General features: G+C 40.8%; 18 protein-coding genes and 1 other RNA gene. 7 read left to right on the forward strand and 12 right to left on the reverse strand.

The window, feature by feature from the left end; all coding sequences use genetic code 11:
* The 9 genes from SAE01_RS20535 to SAE01_RS20570 form a co-directional block, all read right to left on the reverse strand.
* On the reverse strand, positions 1 to 537 hold a 537-nt coding region (locus SAE01_RS20535), incomplete at its 3' end, for a carboxypeptidase-like regulatory domain-containing protein (protein ID WP_147205687.1).
* 297 nt (positions 538 to 834) lie between these two features.
* Positions 835 to 2,757, reverse strand: coding sequence for a glycoside hydrolase family 127 protein (locus tag SAE01_RS20540; RefSeq protein ID WP_218029209.1), 1,923 nt, complete (start codon positions 2,755 to 2,757; stop codon positions 835 to 837).
* 176 nt (positions 2,758 to 2,933) lie between these two features.
* Positions 2,934 to 3,197: a DUF5654 family protein gene (locus SAE01_RS20545; RefSeq protein ID WP_147205689.1), complete on the reverse strand. Its 264-nt coding sequence runs from the start codon at positions 3,195 to 3,197 to the stop codon at positions 2,934 to 2,936.
* A gap of 181 nt (positions 3,198 to 3,378) precedes the next feature.
* Positions 3,379 to 4,539: an App1 family protein phosphatidate phosphatase gene (locus SAE01_RS20550; RefSeq protein WP_147205690.1), complete on the reverse strand. Its 1,161-nt coding sequence runs from the start codon at positions 4,537 to 4,539 to the stop codon at positions 3,379 to 3,381.
* An 83-nt stretch (positions 4,540 to 4,622) separates the two neighbouring features.
* Positions 4,623 to 5,291 (reverse strand): GDSL-type esterase/lipase family protein, encoded by a 669-nt coding sequence (locus tag SAE01_RS20555; protein WP_147205691.1) that lies wholly within the window; start codon positions 5,289 to 5,291, stop codon positions 4,623 to 4,625.
* Positions 5,292 to 5,383: 92 nt separating this feature from the next.
* Entirely contained in the window at positions 5,384 to 7,129 is a 1,746-nt protein-coding gene (locus tag SAE01_RS20560) for a sodium:solute symporter family protein (protein WP_147205692.1), read from the reverse strand.
* Between the two features lie 319 nt (positions 7,130 to 7,448).
* Complete coding sequence (locus tag SAE01_RS24590; RefSeq protein ID WP_170234226.1) at positions 7,449 to 7,625, reverse strand: hypothetical protein; 177 nt, start codon at positions 7,623 to 7,625, stop codon at positions 7,449 to 7,451.
* 1 nt (position 7,626) lies between these two features.
* Positions 7,627 to 10,107, reverse strand: coding sequence for a PIG-L family deacetylase (locus SAE01_RS20565; RefSeq protein ID WP_246113293.1), 2,481 nt, complete (start codon positions 10,105 to 10,107; stop codon positions 7,627 to 7,629).
* A 137-nt stretch (positions 10,108 to 10,244) separates the two neighbouring features.
* A complete protein-coding gene (locus SAE01_RS20570; protein ID WP_147205693.1) occupies positions 10,245 to 10,853 on the reverse strand; it encodes a hypothetical protein in 609 nt (202 codons plus the stop codon).
* A 259-nt stretch (positions 10,854 to 11,112) separates the two neighbouring features.
* Between SAE01_RS20570 and SAE01_RS20575 the strand changes: the two genes are divergently transcribed.
* Positions 11,113 to 11,520: a Dabb family protein gene (locus tag SAE01_RS20575; protein WP_147205694.1), complete on the forward strand. Its 408-nt coding sequence runs from the start codon at positions 11,113 to 11,115 to the stop codon at positions 11,518 to 11,520.
* Between the two features lie 211 nt (positions 11,521 to 11,731).
* A complete protein-coding gene (locus tag SAE01_RS20580; RefSeq protein ID WP_147205695.1) occupies positions 11,732 to 12,775 on the forward strand; it encodes an NAD(P)-dependent alcohol dehydrogenase in 1,044 nt (347 codons plus the stop codon).
* A gap of 44 nt (positions 12,776 to 12,819) precedes the next feature.
* Here the strand turns inward: SAE01_RS20580 and SAE01_RS20585 are convergent, their stop codons facing one another.
* A complete protein-coding gene (locus SAE01_RS20585; RefSeq protein ID WP_147205696.1) occupies positions 12,820 to 13,551 on the reverse strand; it encodes a YqjF family protein in 732 nt (243 codons plus the stop codon).
* 288 nt (positions 13,552 to 13,839) lie between these two features.
* Here SAE01_RS20585 and SAE01_RS20590 point away from each other — a divergent pair, with 288 nt between their 5' ends.
* From SAE01_RS20590 to SAE01_RS20610, 5 genes are all read left to right on the forward strand, one after another.
* A complete protein-coding gene (locus SAE01_RS20590) occupies positions 13,840 to 14,814 on the forward strand; it encodes a TIGR03885 family FMN-dependent LLM class oxidoreductase (protein WP_147205697.1) in 975 nt (324 codons plus the stop codon).
* Positions 14,815 to 14,940: 126 nt separating this feature from the next.
* An RNA gene (gene ffs, locus SAE01_RS20595) (signal recognition particle sRNA small type) lies at positions 14,941 to 15,039 on the forward strand.
* A gap of 274 nt (positions 15,040 to 15,313) precedes the next feature.
* Positions 15,314 to 16,141 carry a universal stress protein gene (locus tag SAE01_RS20600; RefSeq protein ID WP_147205698.1) on the forward strand — a complete coding sequence of 276 codons (828 nt, stop codon included), beginning with the start codon at positions 15,314 to 15,316 and terminating at the stop codon, positions 16,139 to 16,141.
* A 44-nt stretch (positions 16,142 to 16,185) separates the two neighbouring features.
* The gene (locus tag SAE01_RS20605; protein WP_147205699.1) at positions 16,186 to 16,791 is read left to right on the forward strand and encodes a C40 family peptidase; all 606 of its coding nucleotides are present in this window, start codon (positions 16,186 to 16,188) and stop codon (positions 16,789 to 16,791) included.
* A gap of 204 nt (positions 16,792 to 16,995) precedes the next feature.
* The gene (locus SAE01_RS20610; protein WP_147205700.1) at positions 16,996 to 17,712 is read left to right on the forward strand and encodes a DUF6515 family protein; all 717 of its coding nucleotides are present in this window, start codon (positions 16,996 to 16,998) and stop codon (positions 17,710 to 17,712) included.
* Between the two features lie 100 nt (positions 17,713 to 17,812).
* Here the strand turns inward: SAE01_RS20610 and SAE01_RS20615 are convergent, their stop codons facing one another.
* Both SAE01_RS20615 and recO read right to left on the reverse strand, forming a co-directional pair.
* Positions 17,813 to 18,343 (reverse strand): Uma2 family endonuclease, encoded by a 531-nt coding sequence (locus tag SAE01_RS20615; protein ID WP_147205701.1) that lies wholly within the window; start codon positions 18,341 to 18,343, stop codon positions 17,813 to 17,815.
* A 34-nt stretch (positions 18,344 to 18,377) separates the two neighbouring features.
* Positions 18,378 to 19,115: a DNA repair protein RecO gene (gene recO, locus SAE01_RS20620; RefSeq protein WP_147205702.1), complete on the reverse strand. Its 738-nt coding sequence runs from the start codon at positions 19,113 to 19,115 to the stop codon at positions 18,378 to 18,380.
* Positions 19,116 to 19,309: the final 194 nt, after the last annotated feature.

Consider the following 19,309-nt stretch of genomic DNA (forward strand, 5'->3'; position numbering starts at 1 on the left):
TGTGGTAACGCCCGGAAGATTATTCATTGCCTGTAAAACAGAGCCGCCAGCTTGGCTAACATTGTCAGCAATAGAAAAAGACTTCTTATCCATCTTGTCGGATACTCCGTTGGCTTGCGATGCAGTCACCGTAACTGCATCTAATACCTTAGAATCCCTTTCTAATTCTATATTACCTAAGTCTAAAAATGCGCTGAGTTGTCCAACTAGAACTGGTTGAATTTTGGCTTGAAAACCTATGTAAGAAATCTCGAGATGATAGTTCCCGCTTTTCACATCGGCCATTGTGAAACGTCCTTCCTCATTAGTGATAGTACCTACGACGAAGCTGCTGTCTTTAGCATTTTTTAAAGTGACATTTACATAAGGGATCCCCTGTTTCGATTTGCTGTCTTTAATTAAACCCGACAATGTTATTTTATTGGTCTGGGCGAAAACAATAGCAGGGAAAATAAAAAAAGAAAGAATAAATAAAGAGAAACAAGAAGTAGCTCTTGCTGAGGGAAAACGAAAAATAAAACGGTTAAAAGGTTCCATAGAAAATTGTAGATAGAGAGCCAAAAGTAACTATAGACTTAACAATTTCCGTTAGTAATAAAGGTTTTTTTGTATGCTTGTTCTTTGTTTTTAGAAGTCAATTATTAGCGATTCTTTGGGTGAAGAAAATCCTCTATAAATTGTATAAAAGGCCCCATCGAAGATTTACAGATAACCGAAAAGCGACGCAACGATGATATACCAGGGATATAATGTTTGTACAAAAAACAACAAAACTACTTTCAACGTTAATGAAAGGTTTTTCGGTATTACCTACAACGAAACATAAACGCTACCCTACCTATTTACCTTCACATCTTTAATCTTTGTTGGCAGCCAAACCTGCATTTCGCTCTTTTGACGATTTGCCCAGGTGTAATAGGGTATCGCAACCATCTGCTTATTCTCAGTGGTAATGTTTGTGCCGTCGGATGAAACTGTCAACTGAGGCGTAGGGCCTTGTATAGAAATAACAGGTTCGGAAAGAACGGTCTTTTCGACTGCAGTTAGATTGGTGTTGGCGGGAAGTATGAGATTCCAGGCTTTTCCGTTGTTGTCGGTACTTTCTATGCAATACACCAAAGGGCCCCTTTGCAGTGCAACTCTTTCAACATTTTCAGTTACCTCTGGTCTGCTGATTACTCTTTTTATATCCATTGGCAAGGTAAGTTCTACCACGTCTCCCTGCTTCCATTCTTTCTGTAACACGATATACCCTTTCTCTCTTTTGTAAGGCACTTCTTTACCATTCAGTTTAACTATAAAAGGTGTTACAGAGGTATCCGCAAAACGATACAAGCCACCAGGAACGGCTTCACCATTTGCCCAACCCGGGATACGGATGTGAAGGTTAAAATTGGTTTTCTTCACCGGGGAAAGTGTTAGCTGAACATTGCCATCCCAGGGATAGTTCGTTTTCATAACAACCGGTACTTGCTGCTTGCCTATAGGAATGGAAGTCTTGCTGCCCACAAAGAGATTGACATATACTTCATTATTGTTGCTCCCGTATATATAATTTCCTAGGGAAGCAATTAGCCTTGCAATGTTCGCCGGACAGCATGCAGTTCCAAACCAATCGCGCCTTGCATTTCTGCCTATGGAAGCAAGTGGATTACCATAAAAGAATTGGCTGCCTTCAAGAGAAATTCCATCCAGGGCACCGTTGTACAAACTTCTTTCAAGTACGTCGATGTACTTGCTATCACCCGTTAACATTCCCATTCTTTGGTTCCATAATACCATGCCAACAGAGGCGCAGGTTTCGCAATAAGCGCTTTCATTGGGTAAATCATAATCGGTTGAAAAACCTTCGTTCCTTCCCGCAGATCCGATACCACCTGTGATGTACATGTTGCGATAAACAACATCTTCCCACACGTCTTCCATTGCTTTTACATAGCCTTTGTCGCCTGTTAGCGCAGCAACGTCTGCTGCGCCCGTATACATGTACATTGCCCGAACAGCATGACCGGTAATTTCTTTTTGCTCCTTTACAGGTTTTATATCCTGTGCGTACGCTGTGTCTTTCCAATCGGTCCATGTATAACCTTTGGCGTTTTTGTGGCCTCGTTCACTGAGCAACCAATCAGCCAATTTCAAATACTTGTCGTTCTTGGTGGTTACAAATAACTTAACCAAGGCTAGTTCAAGTTCCTGGTGGCCGGTAACCCAATGCTGTTTGGCAGGGCCGAAAAGAGATGCAAAATGGTCTGCAAATTTTATCGCTACGTCTAACAATTTCCTTTTGCCTGTTGCATCAAAATAAGCAACAGCAGCTTCGATTAAGTGCCCGCCGTTGTAGTCTTCATGCATACTCATGTCTGTCCAGCGCTTCTCCGGAAATTGCAAGGTGTAGTAGGTGTTGATGTATCCATCCTTTTGTTGTGCCCCAGCTATTAAATCAATCCAGTCGTCCGCCTTCTTTTCAAGTATCGGATCAGGATGATTTTTGAGCGAATAGGCTATCGCTTCAAGCGCTTTAAAGACATCGGAAGCATCATAGAAAATACCTTCGAATTTACCCTTGCGTTTTCCGGCAGCAATTTCAAAATTCCTGATGCGGGGAGTCTTTACTTCCGTCTGGTCAATACACACGGGAATGGTAACAGTAGATATTTTTTCGATCTTCGGCCGCCAGAACTTGTCATTGATTTCGACCTGCGAAAATTTTATATTCTGATACTGCTGGATGGAAGTCTGGGCTCGCAGCGTTTGCAAGAAAAGGATTGAACAAAAAAAGGAGACATTTCTCAAATGGCAAATAATCATAGTAATTTTCTTTAAACCTTCGGGAGTAATACTGCAAGAGATCAAATGTACTTGAGTTGAATGTTTTGGAAACACTACATTTAAGCAAGCGGTATAACTGAATCAGGTTTCACCGCCCATTTTCTTTATCCTTCTGCCTCACGGCTGATCAGTGCTTCACCGCCCACCTTAGCTGCAATTCGTGCAAGGATCAACACTACAACTACCGCGAGTATGGTGGCGAAAACTGCATAAATGTATTTTGATGACAAGCTCTCATCTCCATGAAGAAACAGCTTGATCGTTTCCTTAATTGCATCATTCCATGCTAGTGCGGCTACCAAACCTAGCGCTGCACTTGAAAGGGCAATCATTGATTGCAATACTATTTTCGTCGTTTCTTTTGCCATAGCTTTTTACTGCTAATTTAAATTATTTTATTCACGACGTCCATCTTTCAGCCAATAGCTAAGATGGCTATTTTACAAATTGCTTATCGGCTTACACTACGCAGAAACATCCTTGTTTCGATCTTTATTGAAGCTTTTTTACTTTATAAAAATGGTTGCTTAAAAGGTCGTAAGTAAGAGACTAGATTACACTTTCGTCTTCTTTTCCCGGTTCTTGTCCTTTATCTTCTCTCTTCTCTTGCTCGACTGCCGGTATAGCTTCAGTGTAAATGAGATTAATTTTTGCGGCATGTTCTGCGGCCTCTACGGTGTTGTCAACAATTACCATTTCAACTTTATCTTCCAAAAGCGACTTTGAAACATCTACTGCTATTTTTTCTCTTTCAGGTAATTGTACATCACGAATGTAAATAGCAAGCACACGGTCAGGAAACTGTTTTACAACCTCGCGGTAAATCTTTGGATCTTCTTGTCCGCTGTCTCCAATAAGCACAAACTTCAAATCCGGATACGCCTCCAAAATTTGTTTTATCTCTTTGAACTTATGCCCCATGTGCCCGCCACGCAGAGCAGACTTTCCGCCGAAACCAATGTCGCGAAGCAGCAATGGCCCGGCAGGAATTTGGTTAAAATCAAGAAAGTCTTTCAAAAGGTCATACATGTTCCAGGGGCTGCTGCTTACGTAGAAAAATGGGTTGTTGCGTTTGCCGTTACGGCCGAGCTGAAGTGCCTTGTAAAATTCTGCAACTCCCGCAAACGGTAACCTTGTTCTTGCATTGTTCATCAGCACCGTCTTACCCATCGCCAACATGCTGGTAGCAGCCGTTTTTATAACGGTATCATCGATGTCGCTAATAATACCAAACTCTGCATCGACCGGAGGTATCATCACTTCTGTATGTACCTGCACGTTTTTTTCAAAAGGTATTGGGGCGTTCTGCAGATACAAAGGTATTTGGTGCCAAAGATTCTCATTAACAATCGGTGTAACAGGATTGAGGTCAAGTACAAAATATCCTTCCTGGTCACTTATTACTGAATGTTCTTCGTCTCCGAGTACAACTTTCAACTCTGCCCCTTGCACTTCATCACTTTCGAAGCGCTTGTACATATTGAGGAGGTTATTAAGTATGGTGTCTTTATCTCCTGCGCTTGTTATTTTTTTGTCTTCCAGTACACGTCCCTTGATATACACTCGTTGTGCAGTGCCATAAGTTCGATAGGGTACTATCTGAACAGGATCAGTAAGTCCCAACCGCTGACTCATGTTTGAACTAAGCTCATCCCATTTTTCTTCAATTAGCGAAGCAGATTTAATGAAGAGCTCTTTCCAATGTTGCATAAGAAGATTTACAGAGTGAAGAATTTTAAAACGCAAGTAAATTAAGCTTGCAGAAATATTACAAGTTTGAATTCTGCTATTGCTTATTTTTTTAGCTTAGGCTCCATTGCCTTCTTCCATATGGCATATCCTTTCTCGTTCATGTGGAGGCTATCAGAAAGAAAAATCTCGGGGATAGCTCTGCCGGTCGGCAACATCATTGGATGAAAAACGTCGATGTATGATGTGTTCTTCTGTGTTCTTAAAAATTTCAAAATCATCGAATTGGTCTCTATCATTTTCGACATCAACTTTTGTCGGCTCGGACTAGGCTTAATAGAAACGTAGGTTATAGTCGCTGTTGGCAACTTACCTCTTACGATGTAAAAGAGTTGTTTGAAGCGACGGGTAACAATTTCAGGTGTGATGGTGTCTGAAGAAGCTAGGTCATTGTCGCCGCAATAAACAATTACCTGTTTAGGATGATAAGGGATGATGATGTCATTTGCATAACGAATAACATCAGGTAAAACAGAGCCACCAAACCCACGGTTAACAATTGTATAACCGGGAAAGTAAGCCTGCACGTCCTGCCACTTTCTAAACGAGGAGCTACCGACTAGAAGGATTGCATTTTTAGGTGGAAATGAAATACTGTCCTGCTTTTTGAATTGCTGAATTTCACTATAAAAAGGGGCCTGCTGAGCCTGTAAATTTTGTACGGATAAGAATAATAAAAATAAAAAACTGAAGTAAGTATAGAGTGCTTTCATTTCCTGGTTGTAGTTGTTTTGTGGAAAAATTGTTTTGGAAAAAAGTGCTTTTGGGCAACAAATATTTTGGAAAGGAAGTTAGATAAAAATCTCTAAACAGATTCTTTATGCACCGGTTTTACTACCGTCTGAAAGGCAAGGGCAAATGAGACAACAAGCAGAGCCCCAACCGCATTTAACCAAAGGAAACTTAGGTCAATTAACTCTTTTTGGTTTAATACAAACAGAGTCACTACAATTATTTCTGATATAACAGCGCTCCAAAAGACTGCTTTTCCACCAATCTTTTTTAAATAAAAGGCAACGAGAAAGATCCCAAGAATAACGCCGTAAAAGAGCGATCCAAGTATATTTACTGCCTCTATAAGACTGCCCATCTTATAGGCAAACTGGGCTACGATGATACAGAAGATGCCCCACGCAAAAGTATAATAGCGTGAGAGTCGAAACTCCTTTTTAGATTGTTCTTCACTTGTGTCCTGGCTGGCGTTGTGATAGCGGCGATGGAAATCAATCATAGTACACGAAGCCAAAGAATTTAATGCAGCGGCTATTGAACCCCAGGCTGCTAAAAAAATAATTGCTATCAACAACCCAATTAATCCTACAGGCAAATAGTCAATTACAAAGCGAAGAAAGATGTAGTTGGTGTCGTTGTTATCATCCAACGGAAGTGCTTTTTTTATGTAGGTTTTGTAAGACTTGCGCAACGAGTCAAGTTGGAAGTTGTTAGTTTGAATGCTGTCCTTTAAAGCATTTACGTGCACTTCGTCGTTTTTATGAAATGCATCTAAAAACTGCAAACCTAGCTCGCCTTGCCTTGTATTCTTAACTACATAATTTGCTTGTATCGCCGCAAGCGAATCTTTAAAATTTGTTTGTTGAGCCTTTCGCTCTACAGCACCATTATGAAAAACAGGCGAAGGCTTGAACTGGTAAAAAGTAAAAAGCATTGCGCCAATCAGCAGGATGAAAAACTGCATAGGGACTTTAACTACTCCATTTATCAAAAGCCCTAACTTACTTTCAGTACTATTTTTGGCCGTCAGATATCGACCCACCTGGCTTTGATCTGTACCGAAATATGAAAGGGCTAAAAAGAAGCCGCCAATGATACCACTCCAAATGTTGTATTTGTCGTTCCAGTCAAAATGACCATCTTTTGTTCCGGTGGTGATTACGTTCATTTTGCCTGACGCTCCACTAACACGTAATGCATCTGCAAAACCAATATTTTGAGGAAGTAAATGAACAATCATATAACCGGCAAGAAACATCCCGATGAAGATGATTACAAACTGAAGCTGCTGGGTGTAGGCAACTGCTTTTGCACCGCCTGTAACAGTGTAAATAATTAACAGTCCACCCATAACAATATTGGTAAGAAAAATATCCCATCCTAATAAAGAAGAAAGTATAATGGAAGGCGCATAAATACTGATACCGGTAGACAACCCTCTTTGCAGCAAAAAAAGAAAGGAGGTAAGTAATCTCGTCTTTACATCAAAGCGCTTCTCTAAAAACTCGTAGGCGGTGTACACTTTCAGTCTGCTAAAAAGCGGTACGAACGTGATGCATAAAACAACCATTGCTAATGGCAGTCCGAAATAATATTGTACGAAACGCATTCCGTCGGTGTAGGCCTGGCCAGGAGCTGAGAGAAAAGTAACGGCACTTGCCTGCGTACCCATTATGCTTAGCAGCACGAGGTACCAAGGCATTGTTCTGTTGCTTAGAAAATAACCATCGAGATCTTTTGATGTACGGCTCTTGTATAAGCCATAAGCAATGATGCTTAGCAAGGTCAATGACAAGACAATCCAATCGATACCACTCATGAAAAATAATTAGTGAACCAGGAAAGAAAGATAATGAATAGTATCAGAAACAGAATCACAAACCAATACCAGTGGCTCCATTTTTTAAAAAGCGGAATATGTTCGGTTTTGGTCTTCAAATGCGTGCGTTTTTACAAAGATCATAGTTGATAGACGACGGTTGACAGAACAGAGAGCTTAATCCTACTTAAAAAAAGCTACATAAGGAATCTTCAGATGAACGAAATGCGACGCAACGATGATTAACCAGGGAACAAATGCCGGTAACACAAAAGCCGATAACTTATTATCCCTTCTGTCATCAGTCATCCAACAACTGTCATCCTTTCCCATCTCCTTTCCTGCCCCCATCTATCATTCCACTGGCAAGTAAACCGAATACCAATCCTATAATTAAACCAATTGCAACGTGTTTTATTGCGAGCCCTAAAAGCAAACCAATAATAACAAGCACTGCAAATCCTATCTTCTTCCTGGGCTGATATTGTTTTGCCATGTTATTTGTTTTTAGGAAGCCCTATTAAATTTGCCATTAACCTGTAAGCTCCTGGTACACCTGCCGGCAATTGCCTAAACAAAACAAGACCGACGTAAGCATAATTTCCTTTGCCATATTTAGCAATTGCAAGGCTTCCGTTGCTTTCTTTCTCGCCGGCGTCGTTCATACTAATTAGTTTTTCGTAGTGCTCATCTGATTGGTCTACCTGGTACGTGCTTCGCTCCTGGATCCAGCCATCAAAATCTTTGTCTGTGATTTTATTAGGATAATTAAAAACAGCATGTTGTGGCAGTAATAAATTCACCTTTGCATTTTCTTCTGTAACCCTGGTGCCGGCAATTGTAAACGGATAAGGACCTGTCTGAATTTTCTTTAAACCAACCTGCATACTCTTCATGTACTGAACAATCATGTTACCTCCGTTCTCTACATAACGATTAAACACATCGTTCTTATTACTTAAAAATTCGAAAATGTTATAAGCACGAATACCTACAACTATTGCGTCGAATTGTTTCAGGTTCTGATCGTTTATATCCTCTTCATCCAGGTAAGAAACATCGTAGCCGAGGGCACTTAAGGCCTCAGGAACTTTATCACCGGCTCCAACGATATAGCCGACTTTTCTGCCAACTGTTTTCACATCTACCTTCAGCAGGTTAGCTTTTGCTTTCGGGAAATAGGTAATGGTCGGAATGTGCTCGTACGAAATCGTTTTTGTATAACCACTATACTTACCATCAATCGTACTTAAGCTAATGGGTTCGGTCGTATTGGTTTCTTTAGACTTGGCGGTAAACGTACTCGAGATGGTATTCTCACTATTGGCTGCACTGTAATTAACTGAAGGAAAATTGTTAACCCAGGCAGCAGAATATTTTTGACTGATGATATAGCGGGTAGAATCGTGAAAATTGGTTTTAAAGTGGATAGGCGCAGCTACAGGACCGCCATTTAAAGAAACGTAATTTTCTCTTGCATAATTAAACTCCACCTTAGGTAAAACTGCTACCGGTTGATATAATTCTCCCTTAGCGGGATCGACAACTTTGTATTGAACGGGACGACGAATAGTAAAATCTGTTCCTTCGATATTGATGATGAAAGTTGCTTCAAACGCCGGATCGTTTTCTGCTTTGCCTATCAGCATCTGGTCTCTTACGTCAAATGCTCCTTCTGATTGCGGATACTCAAGCCAGTAAGGTTGGGTTATCTTTTTATCAGGACTAACACGAAAAACTTTGTTGATTGATAGAGTTTGGTTGGATGCAAGCGTTGAAGAAAAAGTGCTGTCAAAACCTTCAAACCTTATGTTCTTTACGGTTGCATTAATGCCGGTACGGCTATTCATAAAAAAGGTTACCGGCAACCTGTCGCCCTGTACTACGTTCTGCTCGTTTGTCGTTGCTTCCGCAAAAAATCCGGCGCAGGCTTCTATTAAATTTTGTGTTTCAATCAGTTTTTTATTTCTCCAGTTGCTTTCGGGTAAAGCCTTTATTGCGTTATAAATTCTTATCAATCCTGTAACTGATGCCGCGGGGTTTTCAAGCTTGAAATCATTTAGGACCCCATTTACCAAACTGCCAATATTCTCACCTCCTGCTATTCTTTTCCAGTCAATTACAATTCCATCCATCAAATCTGTCTTTGGTGCTTCGCCTGCAGTTGTGGTGAAGTATTCGGTTACAGAACCACGTCTTCTTGGCCTTCCTTCACCCTGGCTTTTGTGCATGCTTCTTGCCTCGCCCCCAAGTTCGCCATAGCTTTTGCCAACGAGAGGATTATAGCCGCCGACTTCAATTTTCAACTGGTCCTCACTGGTAGTGTTGTTGCCGCCGAAATTGAATGTGTTCCAAAGAATTCTCTTTGCCTGCCATGGCTTTACCCCATACTTAAATTGCTCCGGAAAACGGTTGGGATCGGCAGCGGCTGTGAAAGCTTCGTCGGCTAAGATGGCAGAGGCCGCATGGTGACCATGACCAGCCCTTTTATCAGGTGGAAAACGTTTAATGATCACGTCAGGCTGGTATTGCCTGATAACCCAAACTACGTCGCTTAAAATTTTGTCTCTGCCCCAAAATTTTAAGGCTTCTTCTGAGCTTTTACTAAAACCAAACTCATACGCCCGACTAAAAAATTGCTCAGCGCCATCTATTCGTCTTGCTGCTAATAACTCCTGCGTACGGATCATGCCCAGTTCATAGCCTTGCTCGCTGCCAATCAGGTTCTGGCCGCCATCACCGCGAGTGAGGCTTAAATAGCCCGTGCGGTAAAGCTTCTCTTTCGCAAAGTATGGAAGCAACCCGTTATTTTCATCGTCGGGGTGGGCCGCGATATATAAGATACTTCCTAAAACATTTAATTTTTTAAGCTGTTGGTAAATGTCAGCACTACTATAAGTAGCAGGAGTTTGACAATAAACAGTTGAAATATGAAAGCAAAAAGTTGTGAGCAATAAACCCTTCAAAATTTTCATCATGCTGCGAAGATAAAGGTTGGACAGCAAGCAGTTTCTAACGAGAAATATTTTTAATCCGGCGAATAATAGGCATGTGGCCTTGCTTGCGTCGCACTCTTGTACACAATAATGATGGCGTCAAAATCGAAGACATTTAGCTACTGTTTATTTGCCTCTTTCTGTACCGGAGGATTGATCATGATATGAGCTCCGTGAGTTCCGGGGTTCATAATCCAGGGCAAACCGGGGGCAGCAGGTTTTAAAGGAAGACCGGTACTTTCAGCAGTAGCATAGGGTATATAAATAACAGAACGTAGGTAGCCGTTCTTTACTCCGCCGCCGCCTTCGTCATAATCTTCTTTTGAAGCTGAATAAACAAATAACGTAGAAGGCTGCTTTGGCATTGCAAGCTTACCAGCCTTCACTTCCTCCTCGCGGAGTTTAAAAATGTCGTCACCTTTTTTCCCCTGCTTTTTAAGGTCTCTTCCGCGCTGCATAAACGGCTCAAGATCTTTATGATAACAAGCTGCAGAAAAACCAGGCTGATCCGGATCGTCTGCAAGACAAATTAATTCGTTGGTACCTTTTCGTAGCACAGTTAATTCTTTTGTTGCTGAGTAACCCATTACTGTTGCACCCTCTCTTTTGTCTTCGGGTGCTGATAGCAACGCTAACTTAATTTGAGCATCTGGTGCCAGCACTTTAGACTGGCAATAAGTGTTTGCTGTAACGGTACAAATCAGCATAAAAAGGAAAAGTATTTTCATAATTGACAAGTTAAAAGTGTGAAAGTATAGAGGTAAACTTGAAACATAGACTCTTGTAATAATTCATTTCAGTTGTTACAATCGTCCTGATGTTTGTGGGAAATAAAGATAATACAATAACTTTTTATTTCATCTGGGTGCAAAAGCATTTAAAAAACCTTCAAACTGTAAGAATACTATCAGAAAGAACAAAGGCTGCTTTTAAAGATTACAATTATTAATTTCGGCGGAACAATCATTAACACTTTAAGATTACTTCATGAAAAAACAAACCCGTAGAAATTTTCTAACTGCAACAGGTATTCTCGGCGGCGGTTTAGCTGCTTCTGCTATGCCACTTGGCAAAAAGCAAAATAAAAAACAGGTAATTCACCATGTTTTCTTTTGGTTAAAGAACCCTAATTCTAAAGAAGATTTAGCCAAACTTTTAGCAGGATTACAAACACTTAAAAAAATTGAAACCGTTCGTGCGATACATATTGGAGTAACTGCAAAAACTGAGGAGCGATCTGTAGTAGACGCGACGTTTAGCGCATCCGAACTGTTGTTTTTTGATGATCTTGCCGGGCAGAAAACTTACCAGGACCACCCTATCCACCTGGAGTTTATAAAGAATTGTTCTTCCCTTTGGGAAAAGGTAATTGTATATGACTCCGTTGATATCTAGATGGCTTTAAACGCTTTTTGCGGATTTGGAAAAGTGTTGCATAAAGATTGAAAGTTGAACGGAGCGTCGCAAGGATGTAACATGGGCGACCCTCTGCCGGTAACCTTACATTCAATTGATTTCTAAATTTCAAGAAGGTGTAATTGCATTATTTGCAGCAAAATGAACATAACGACTTAGCTGAATGTTTACTTTTGCACAAAAAATAATTATGACAGAAGCTAAAGCATACGCAGCACATTCTGCAACTGAGCCATTAGGTCCGTACTCGTTTCAAAGAAGAGACTTGCGGCCGCATGATGTACAAATAGAAATTTTGTATTGTGGTGTTTGCCATTCTGACCTTCACACCGTTCGAAGCGAATGGGGACCTGCAGTATACCCTTGCGTTCCCGGGCATGAAATCGTTGGAAGGGTGACGTCAGTGGGCGATCAGGTAAACAAATTTAAGGCGGGTGACCTTGCAGGTGTAGGGTGTCTTGTTGACTCTTGTCGCGAGTGCCACAACTGCCAGCAAGGACTGGAGCAATATTGCGAAAAGGGCGCCACGTTTACTTATAACAGCCCGGATAGAGTGGATGGCTCAAACACTTTGGGTGGTTACTCAAGCGTGATTGTTACCGATGAAAGTTTCGTGCTAAAGGTATCAGAGAAGCTTGCACTGGAAGCTGTGGCACCACTGTTATGTGCAGGCATAACCACCTATTCTCCGCTTCGTTACTGGAAGGTTGGAAAGGGGCATAAAGTAGCGATTTTAGGTCTTGGTGGATTGGGGCACATGGCAGTAAAATTTGCTGTGTCGTTCGGCGCAGAAGTTACCATGCTAAGTACATCGCCAGCTAAAGAAGCAGATGCCAAAAGATTGGGAGCTCATAAGTTTGCGTTGACCAAAGATCCCGAACAAATTAAAGGTCTTGCCAACTCTTTTGACTTTATAATAGACACTGTTTCTGCTGAACACGATTACAATATGTATTTAAGCATGCTGAATACAAACGGAATTATGATTTGTGTAGGTGCGCCACCTACAGCAGCGCAAATCCCCGCATTCAACCTGATCTATCAAAGAAGGAGTATTGCCGGTTCGCTGATTGGGGGTTTACCTGAAACACAGGAAATGCTTGATTATTGTGCAGAGCATGGAATAACCTCGGACGTAGAAGTTATTGCAATCAAAGACATTAATGAAGCATACGAGAGAATGTTGAAAGGCGATGTTAGGTATCGTTTTGTAATAGATATGGCAACTTTATAAGTTGATTGGTAATGGTTGACAGATGGCAGGATTAGAGCCGTTTGTCAACCTTTTTTTATAAACACCGGCTTCCTTATTACAACTTCAGATCCTTTGGCAAGAAATACTGATGTAGGTTTTGCTGCTAAAAAAGGTTCAAACTCTTTCCCATAGAGTGACGCTGCGTCACATTCCAATTTCCAGTCTCGTACCTGGTGCACTTGCCACACATTGTGCTCTACTCCGTACTCGATAGTGGTAGTTTCATTGTACTTATTATAGCCCCAATAATGCTCGAAAATAAATTCCTCTTCACTTCCCGGTTTAATGTCTGTCAAAGACGTTTCTGCTTTCACCTGTAAAGTGTTCCATTTTTTACGGTGCTTCCATTCGTACTTTATAAAGATCTCATCGCCGCTGATTTCTGTTTCGTGCTTCATTCGCTTTGCGCTGTAATGCTCGTGATAGAGTTTGTTGGCAATGAAAGAAATAATTGGACTGGGAACAATCTCAGAAATGAATACTACTCCCCTCTTCCACGTTTTTCCATCAAAATTTTTGACGTAAAAACGAAGATTCACCTCTTCGAAGTTTGTGTGATAGGGCCAACGGAAACGAAAAACCCTGGTATCGTTAAACATGAAGCCAACCACACTAACCAGTGTTTTATTGTTAAAAGTGTCCAACTCTGTGCACGGTGGTAAATGAGGTAAAAGGATAGCCGGGTCAACTTCATAATTTATCATTACCAGGTTTTCCCAACGTGCTTTTAAAAAAATTGGTCTTGTAGGTTGCATGTGTAAGAAACAACGGAGATAGACATTTGTTAGTTTGAAGGAAAATATTGGCTTTTTCACCAAACAATAAAAACTACTTTCTATATAAAATACTTCCCTGAAGGAAGAATCACATCTATCTACTGCAAATTGCTTTCCCACAATCGCTCATTCCGTAAAAGTTTATTCCCACTCTGCGCTATTGACTCCGCTCGATTTTGTTCTTTTAAAGAAGTGACGTAAGGAACACAGATAAATAAAACTGGAATGTGAATTGCAAAAATTCCAATTCATATAAACGAAGAAGAAATGAGTATAGTAGGCTACCAGGCTTCGCACGAACAGTTTGCACCAAGCGAACTTGTAAGACTCGCGGTAATGGCAGAAAAAGCAGGTTTTCAAGCAATCAATTCATCTGACCATTTTCATCCCTGGAGCGAAAGGCAGGGGCAAAGCGGATATTCTTTCGCATGGCTGGGCGCGGCGATGCAAGCTACCTCTTTGCCTTTTGGCGTTGTCTGTTCTCCCGGCCAAAGAAATCATCCCGCTATTGTGGCCCAGGCTTCAGCTACGCTTGCTGAAATGTTTCCCGGTCGCTTTCATATTTCTTTAGGGAGCGGTGAAGCACTAAACGAAAGGATCACGGGTGAGATATGGCCAATTAAATCAGAAAGAAACGCCAGACTTCGGGAAGCCGTTGATGTGATCAGAGATCTCTTTACAGGCAAAGAAGTTACCCGTCATGGAAGGGTAACAGTTGAGTGCGCAAAGCTTTATACGCTGCCTTCACCATTACCACTTTTATACGGGGCCGCGGTCACTGAAGAAACTGCCGAATGGGTTGGAAGCTGGGCAGATGGATTGACGACAATTCATAAACCTTTAGATGAACTGGAGCAAACTGTGAAAGCTTTCCGAAAAGGTGGTGGTGAGGGTAAACCAATGATTGTAAAAGTGCAGTTGTCGTATGCACGAGACGAACAGGCAGCCATTGACGGAGCGTATGATCAATGGCGAACAAATATTTTTCAAGGTACAGTGCTGGGCGACTTACATAAAGTAGAACAATTCGATGCCCTTGGAGAATTTGTGACTATTGACAAGTTGAAGGAAATGGTGAATATCTCATCAGATCTACAAGTACACGCTGATCTGATTGCATCTTATATCGATCTTGGTTTCGACACCGTCATCCTTCACAACGTTAATCGAGACCAGGAAACATTTATCCAGGATTTCGGAGAAAAAGTATTGCCGAAGCTTGCCGCTTCTGCTTCAAAATAATTTCTAGTTCATCAAAAGATATTTCTTATCAAAAGGCAATTATGGCGCTTCAGATCCTTGTGGTTGCAATCCCCAAAATCCTTCTTCTATTTTTTGTAATTTAATTGCATTCCCATACTTTTGCCCCGGCAAGTCTTATACGACCAGCTCCTATTGAACCCCCCAGGGCAGGAATGCAGCAAGGGTAAATGGTTGTAGCGGTGCGATGTAAGTAACTTGCCATTTTTTTTGCCCTTTATTGTCCTGACTTTTGTTCTTAACCCTGCATTGTTGTGTCACTCACTTGTACTTGTAGTCATTTCCCTGACCTTCCATCTCGTAGTTACTTCGCTTATTTCCAGAAGTATTTTTACCCTTTAATAAATTTCTCTTTTTCGGCTTTCCAGGCAAAATCTGTTTAAACCGTTTACCAAGCACTTTAGGCTTGGCCTTATAGCATGTATAGTTCTTTATTAATTGTTACCTTACGATAATCACATTCAGTAAACCTTATTGACTTATGCCAACGATTATTGTCTGTACCAATTTTTCAGAAACGTCGCGTAATGCACTGGCATACACCTGTTCTTTAATAAAAAACAAGGCCGATAAAGAAGAGATTAGTATTGTCCTGCTGCATGTATATACTATTCCGGCAAACTATTCAGGAGATGGAATTGCACTGGCAACCATCAACAACGCTTTAGATGATGCGGAAATGGATTTGCATGAAGAACTCGAATGGGTCCAGGAGGAATACGGCGGTTTAAATGTTATCGGAAAGGTCGCGACCGGAAGGTTACTGGTTGGATTGAAAAATGAAATCGATGAAATGCAAGCATCGCTGGTAATTCTCGGTACCGGCGGAAACTATGGCGATCTTTGGTCATGGGACGGCGACATTTTAAACCTGCTTCGCGATCTGCCCGTTCCGGTGCTTACTATTCCACCTGACGTTTCATTTAGACCCTTACAAAATATTGCCTTTGCATGCAATCTTAAAAATATAAATAGCAAGACGCCTTTCAATACCCTTATCAACATAATTCGCTTTACCGAATCTAAGCTTCACGTCATTTATGTTACAGCTAACGCATTAAAGCCCGGATCTACGGAAGCAGGCAATGAAGAAATGGTAAGCAATAATCTTAAAGAGATAGAACCTGTTTATCATACCATTTTTGAAAGCCGGGTTGTTCAAGCCATTGGACGATTTGTGGAAGAAAATCAAATTCAACTATTATTGGTGATGCCTAAAAGGCACGGCTTGTGGGAGGGCTTGTTCCATAAGAGTTTCACTAAAGAACTTGCACGTCTAAATCGCCTGCCCATTATGGCATTGCATTAAAAACTTATAAGATCCTGTTGGTTAGATTTTTGTGTACTGAACGTATGCGAATAGTTGCTTTACTTTTTCTTGCTTTAACTACTGCCTGCAAATATTATAACGGGAAAATTCCTACCTCCCCCGCAGTAGAAGACTCTACTGAAATGGTACAGGCAAAAGCCGAGATTCCCGCGGACGTTGAAAAGCAAAAACCCATTCCACTTCAGGCGAATACAAATAACACTACAGGCAACACTATTAACACAGGCAACACTAAGCCGGAACAATTATTGGCCTTTGCCAATTCTTTAATTGGTGTAAAGTACCGATACGGATCGTCCGATCCTGTAAATGGCTTTGATTGTTCAGGGTTCATAACGTATGTTTTTAATCATTTTAGTATTGCAGTGCCCAGATCTTCTATTGACTTTACACATTACAACACGCATATAGACATTAAGCAGGCAAAACCGGGAGACCTAATTTTATTTACAGGCACGGACAGCACGATTAGGGAAGTAGGACATATGGGTATAATTAATTCAGTGCACAACGACCAGGTGGAATTTATTCATAGTTCCTCCGGCAAAGCAAACGGCGTAACTATTACCCCTTTAAATGTTTACTATCTTGGCCGATTTGTAAAGGTGATACGAGTCTTCAACTTTTAAAGCTAAATTTTCGCCACGTTAACATGGTAGGCTTCCTTCGCTAAAACTTTTGAACCTATTTGGTTAATTCCAAAGGAATAACTGTGGTAGTAAGGCTCTTTCTGTTATCAAAATCCAAAAAACCTAAAAGCCCTTTTTGTTTACCGATTTCTCAAAAACCAATTTTGAGTTTCTGTGTAAATTTCCACTGCAAAAATTATTACAATGAAAACGTTAGTACGGGTACTGCCTATACTGCTGTTGTTAGCACTTATAGGTAGTTCGACAAGTAGTGCAAAAGCGCAGAGAGGTTACAGGGGAAATTATTCAAGAAGTTACAGGGATTATGTTCAAAGTTACAGAGGCAGCAATAGTAGAGTTTATCGAAATGATTATGGAAGTCAATATAGGGCCTACCCAAATTATAATTATAGGCCGTCGGTTGTTGTAAGGCCTCGATATACCTCACCTGTTGTTTTCGGGCCTCGTTACTATGGAGTGCCTCGCGGTAGTATTTCAATTACGTTTGGCGGCAATCCTTACTATTATCATGGTGGTAACTTTTACCGCCCTTATGGAACTTACTTTCAAATGATTTTGCCTCCGGTTGGTATTCGAATTGGCATGCTTCCAATGGGGTATATTCCAATTTATGTAGGTCCTGAGGAATATTATTTCTATAACGGTGTTTACTATCGACGTTTTGATGATCGAAACTACGAAGTGGTAAATGCGCCAATGGGGGCACAGGTAGCATCTCTGCCAAGAGGCGCGAAATCAGTTACGGTGAACGGAGAGAAATTTTATGAACTTAACGGCACCTACTACAAAGAAGATGCAGATCCGAAAGGACGGGTTGTATATACGGTAGTGGGCAAAAACGGTGAAATCGACAACACTGAAGATGCTCCGGGGCCTATTGCAGACCGGAGGGATAGATAGAAGTGGACGACGAATGGGTATCTTATAAAAGACAAAAGGAGAAATTGAACTTTCTCCTTTTGTCTTTTATTCCTCCTGCGTAAATTCTCTTACAAATACATTAGAATTCAAACTCGAATGAAAGTAGCGCAGATTTAAACAAGCCAACTTGAGTGTATTGAAGTTGATATGTTCCGTCGGTCAGCACCCACGCTGTCATCTCCCGTGTCTCTGGTTCGACCACAAAATATTCTTTTACGCCTGCTTTCTCATACAGGTTTTTCTTTTGTACTGTATCTCTCTTTTTATCTGCGGACAGAACTTCTATTACCAGGTCAGGAGCTCCGTGAATATAACCGTCGTTTTTTAAAATATCCTTGCTTTCGTTTAAAAGCACCAATAGATCAGGTTGAACTGCTGACAATAGGTTTTCGAAATAGACATCAAATGGCGAAATGATTACTTGACCTTTAGCAGTTTGTTCTAAATAATTATCTATCCTTTTTGCCAAAAGAAAGAGCAGGTTTTGGTGCATATATTTTGGGGCTGGAGACATATACAATACGTTATCTATTACTTCACATAAAGTTCCTTCAGGTAACAACCTGAAAACATCTAGTGCAGTTTTAGGAACTTGCTCAATCGCTTTCATACAATTCCATTTCTATAAAATTACTAAATCTATCTTAACTGAAAATCTCCTGTAAAACAGGCAAACTCTTAATTTCTCCAAAATCCGGAACATGAAGAGCAACGTAATTCTGGTAAGCAACAACCAGGCTTTTCCGTACATCCCGGCTAAAGTGGATGCTCTCCAGATCATTGTAGAAATTGATTGAAAGTAGTTGTGAAGTGGCAGAAGCTAGCTGCTTCTCTAGAAAATAGGAGTGGCTCGGCTTCTGTTCAACGAACTGGCCTTCCTGCAAGTCCAAAAAAGGGGTTTGATCGTTATAGTCTCCCTGGATACGAAAACCTAGTTCCGATGCAAGATGAAGGCTAAAATATAAAGGTAGGTTGGCGGTTAAAGTTGAGCTCCCGGTGTCTAATTGCTTCAATGTATCTTCTGTAAGATAAAATAATTCAGCTCCTGCTTCAGGTTGTTTTAAACTGTGCTGAAGCATCTCTACGATATACATTGAAACGGTATTCTTTACCACATCAAACAAAAGGTTTTGAAACAAATATGCCCACTGATACTCTTTGATAAAATTCAAATTTTTAAACTCGTTATGGTACACTATCATATCGAGTATGGCAGCAGGTTGAAAGTAAATAGCCTTACCTGAAGACTTCTTTGTGCTCTGCCTAACACCCTTTACGATATAGGACTGAATACCAAAAAGCTCAGTGTAGACAGTGGTAATAATACTTGTTTCGCCGTACTTCACGGTACGCAAGACAATACCTTTTGTTTTATGTGTCATATCTACAATCTCAACCTTGCTGCCACTGCTAAAAAAGTACAAGAGTGCGACGCAACAGTGTTCAATTAATATCTTAATGATTGTAACAAAAGAAATCAAAATAAGATTAACCCGGCTAACCACGCCTTGTGGACTTATATATTTAAAATTTCCACGCACACCCTACAGCGTACTTTCCACCTTTTAAAAGCTTT

This window comes from Segetibacter aerophilus, assembly GCF_007991655.1.
Classification (GTDB): domain Bacteria; phylum Bacteroidota; class Bacteroidia; order Chitinophagales; family Chitinophagaceae; genus Segetibacter; species Segetibacter aerophilus.

What these genes read in the sequence shown, in the direction of transcription:
- SAE01_RS20550 (WP_147205690.1), bottom strand. Translation starts at nt 4,539, where the DNA reads ATGCAACATTGGAAAGAGCTCTTCATTAAATCTGCTTCGCTAATTGAA.
- SAE01_RS20610 (WP_147205700.1), top strand. Translation starts at nt 16,996, where the DNA reads ATGAAAACGTTAGTACGGGTACTGCCTATACTGCTGTTGTTAGCACTT.
- SAE01_RS20555 (WP_147205691.1), bottom strand. Translation starts at nt 5,291, where the DNA reads ATGAAAGCACTCTATACTTACTTCAGTTTTTTATTTTTATTATTCTTA.
- SAE01_RS24590 (WP_170234226.1), bottom strand. Translation starts at nt 7,625, where the DNA reads ATGGCAAAACAATATCAGCCCAGGAAGAAGATAGGATTTGCAGTGCTT.
- SAE01_RS20545 (WP_147205689.1), bottom strand. Translation starts at nt 3,197, where the DNA reads ATGGCAAAAGAAACGACGAAAATAGTATTGCAATCAATGATTGCCCTT.
- SAE01_RS20580 (WP_147205695.1), top strand. Translation starts at nt 11,732, where the DNA reads ATGACAGAAGCTAAAGCATACGCAGCACATTCTGCAACTGAGCCATTA.
- SAE01_RS20615 (WP_147205701.1), bottom strand. Translation starts at nt 18,343, where the DNA reads ATGAAAGCGATTGAGCAAGTTCCTAAAACTGCACTAGATGTTTTCAGG.
- SAE01_RS20560 (WP_147205692.1), bottom strand. Translation starts at nt 7,129, where the DNA reads ATGAGTGGTATCGATTGGATTGTCTTGTCATTGACCTTGCTAAGCATC.
- SAE01_RS20590 (WP_147205697.1), top strand. Translation starts at nt 13,840, where the DNA reads ATGAGTATAGTAGGCTACCAGGCTTCGCACGAACAGTTTGCACCAAGC.
- SAE01_RS20565 (WP_246113293.1), bottom strand. Translation starts at nt 10,107, where the DNA reads ATGATGAAAATTTTGAAGGGTTTATTGCTCACAACTTTTTGCTTTCAT.
- recO (WP_147205702.1), bottom strand. Translation starts at nt 19,115, where the DNA reads ATGACACATAAAACAAAAGGTATTGTCTTGCGTACCGTGAAGTACGGC.
- SAE01_RS20575 (WP_147205694.1), top strand. Translation starts at nt 11,113, where the DNA reads ATGAAAAAACAAACCCGTAGAAATTTTCTAACTGCAACAGGTATTCTC.
- SAE01_RS20585 (WP_147205696.1), bottom strand. Translation starts at nt 13,551, where the DNA reads ATGCAACCTACAAGACCAATTTTTTTAAAAGCACGTTGGGAAAACCTG.
- SAE01_RS20605 (WP_147205699.1), top strand. Translation starts at nt 16,186, where the DNA reads ATGCGAATAGTTGCTTTACTTTTTCTTGCTTTAACTACTGCCTGCAAA.
- SAE01_RS20600 (WP_147205698.1), top strand. Translation starts at nt 15,314, where the DNA reads ATGCCAACGATTATTGTCTGTACCAATTTTTCAGAAACGTCGCGTAAT.
- SAE01_RS20570 (WP_147205693.1), bottom strand. Translation starts at nt 10,853, where the DNA reads ATGAAAATACTTTTCCTTTTTATGCTGATTTGTACCGTTACAGCAAAC.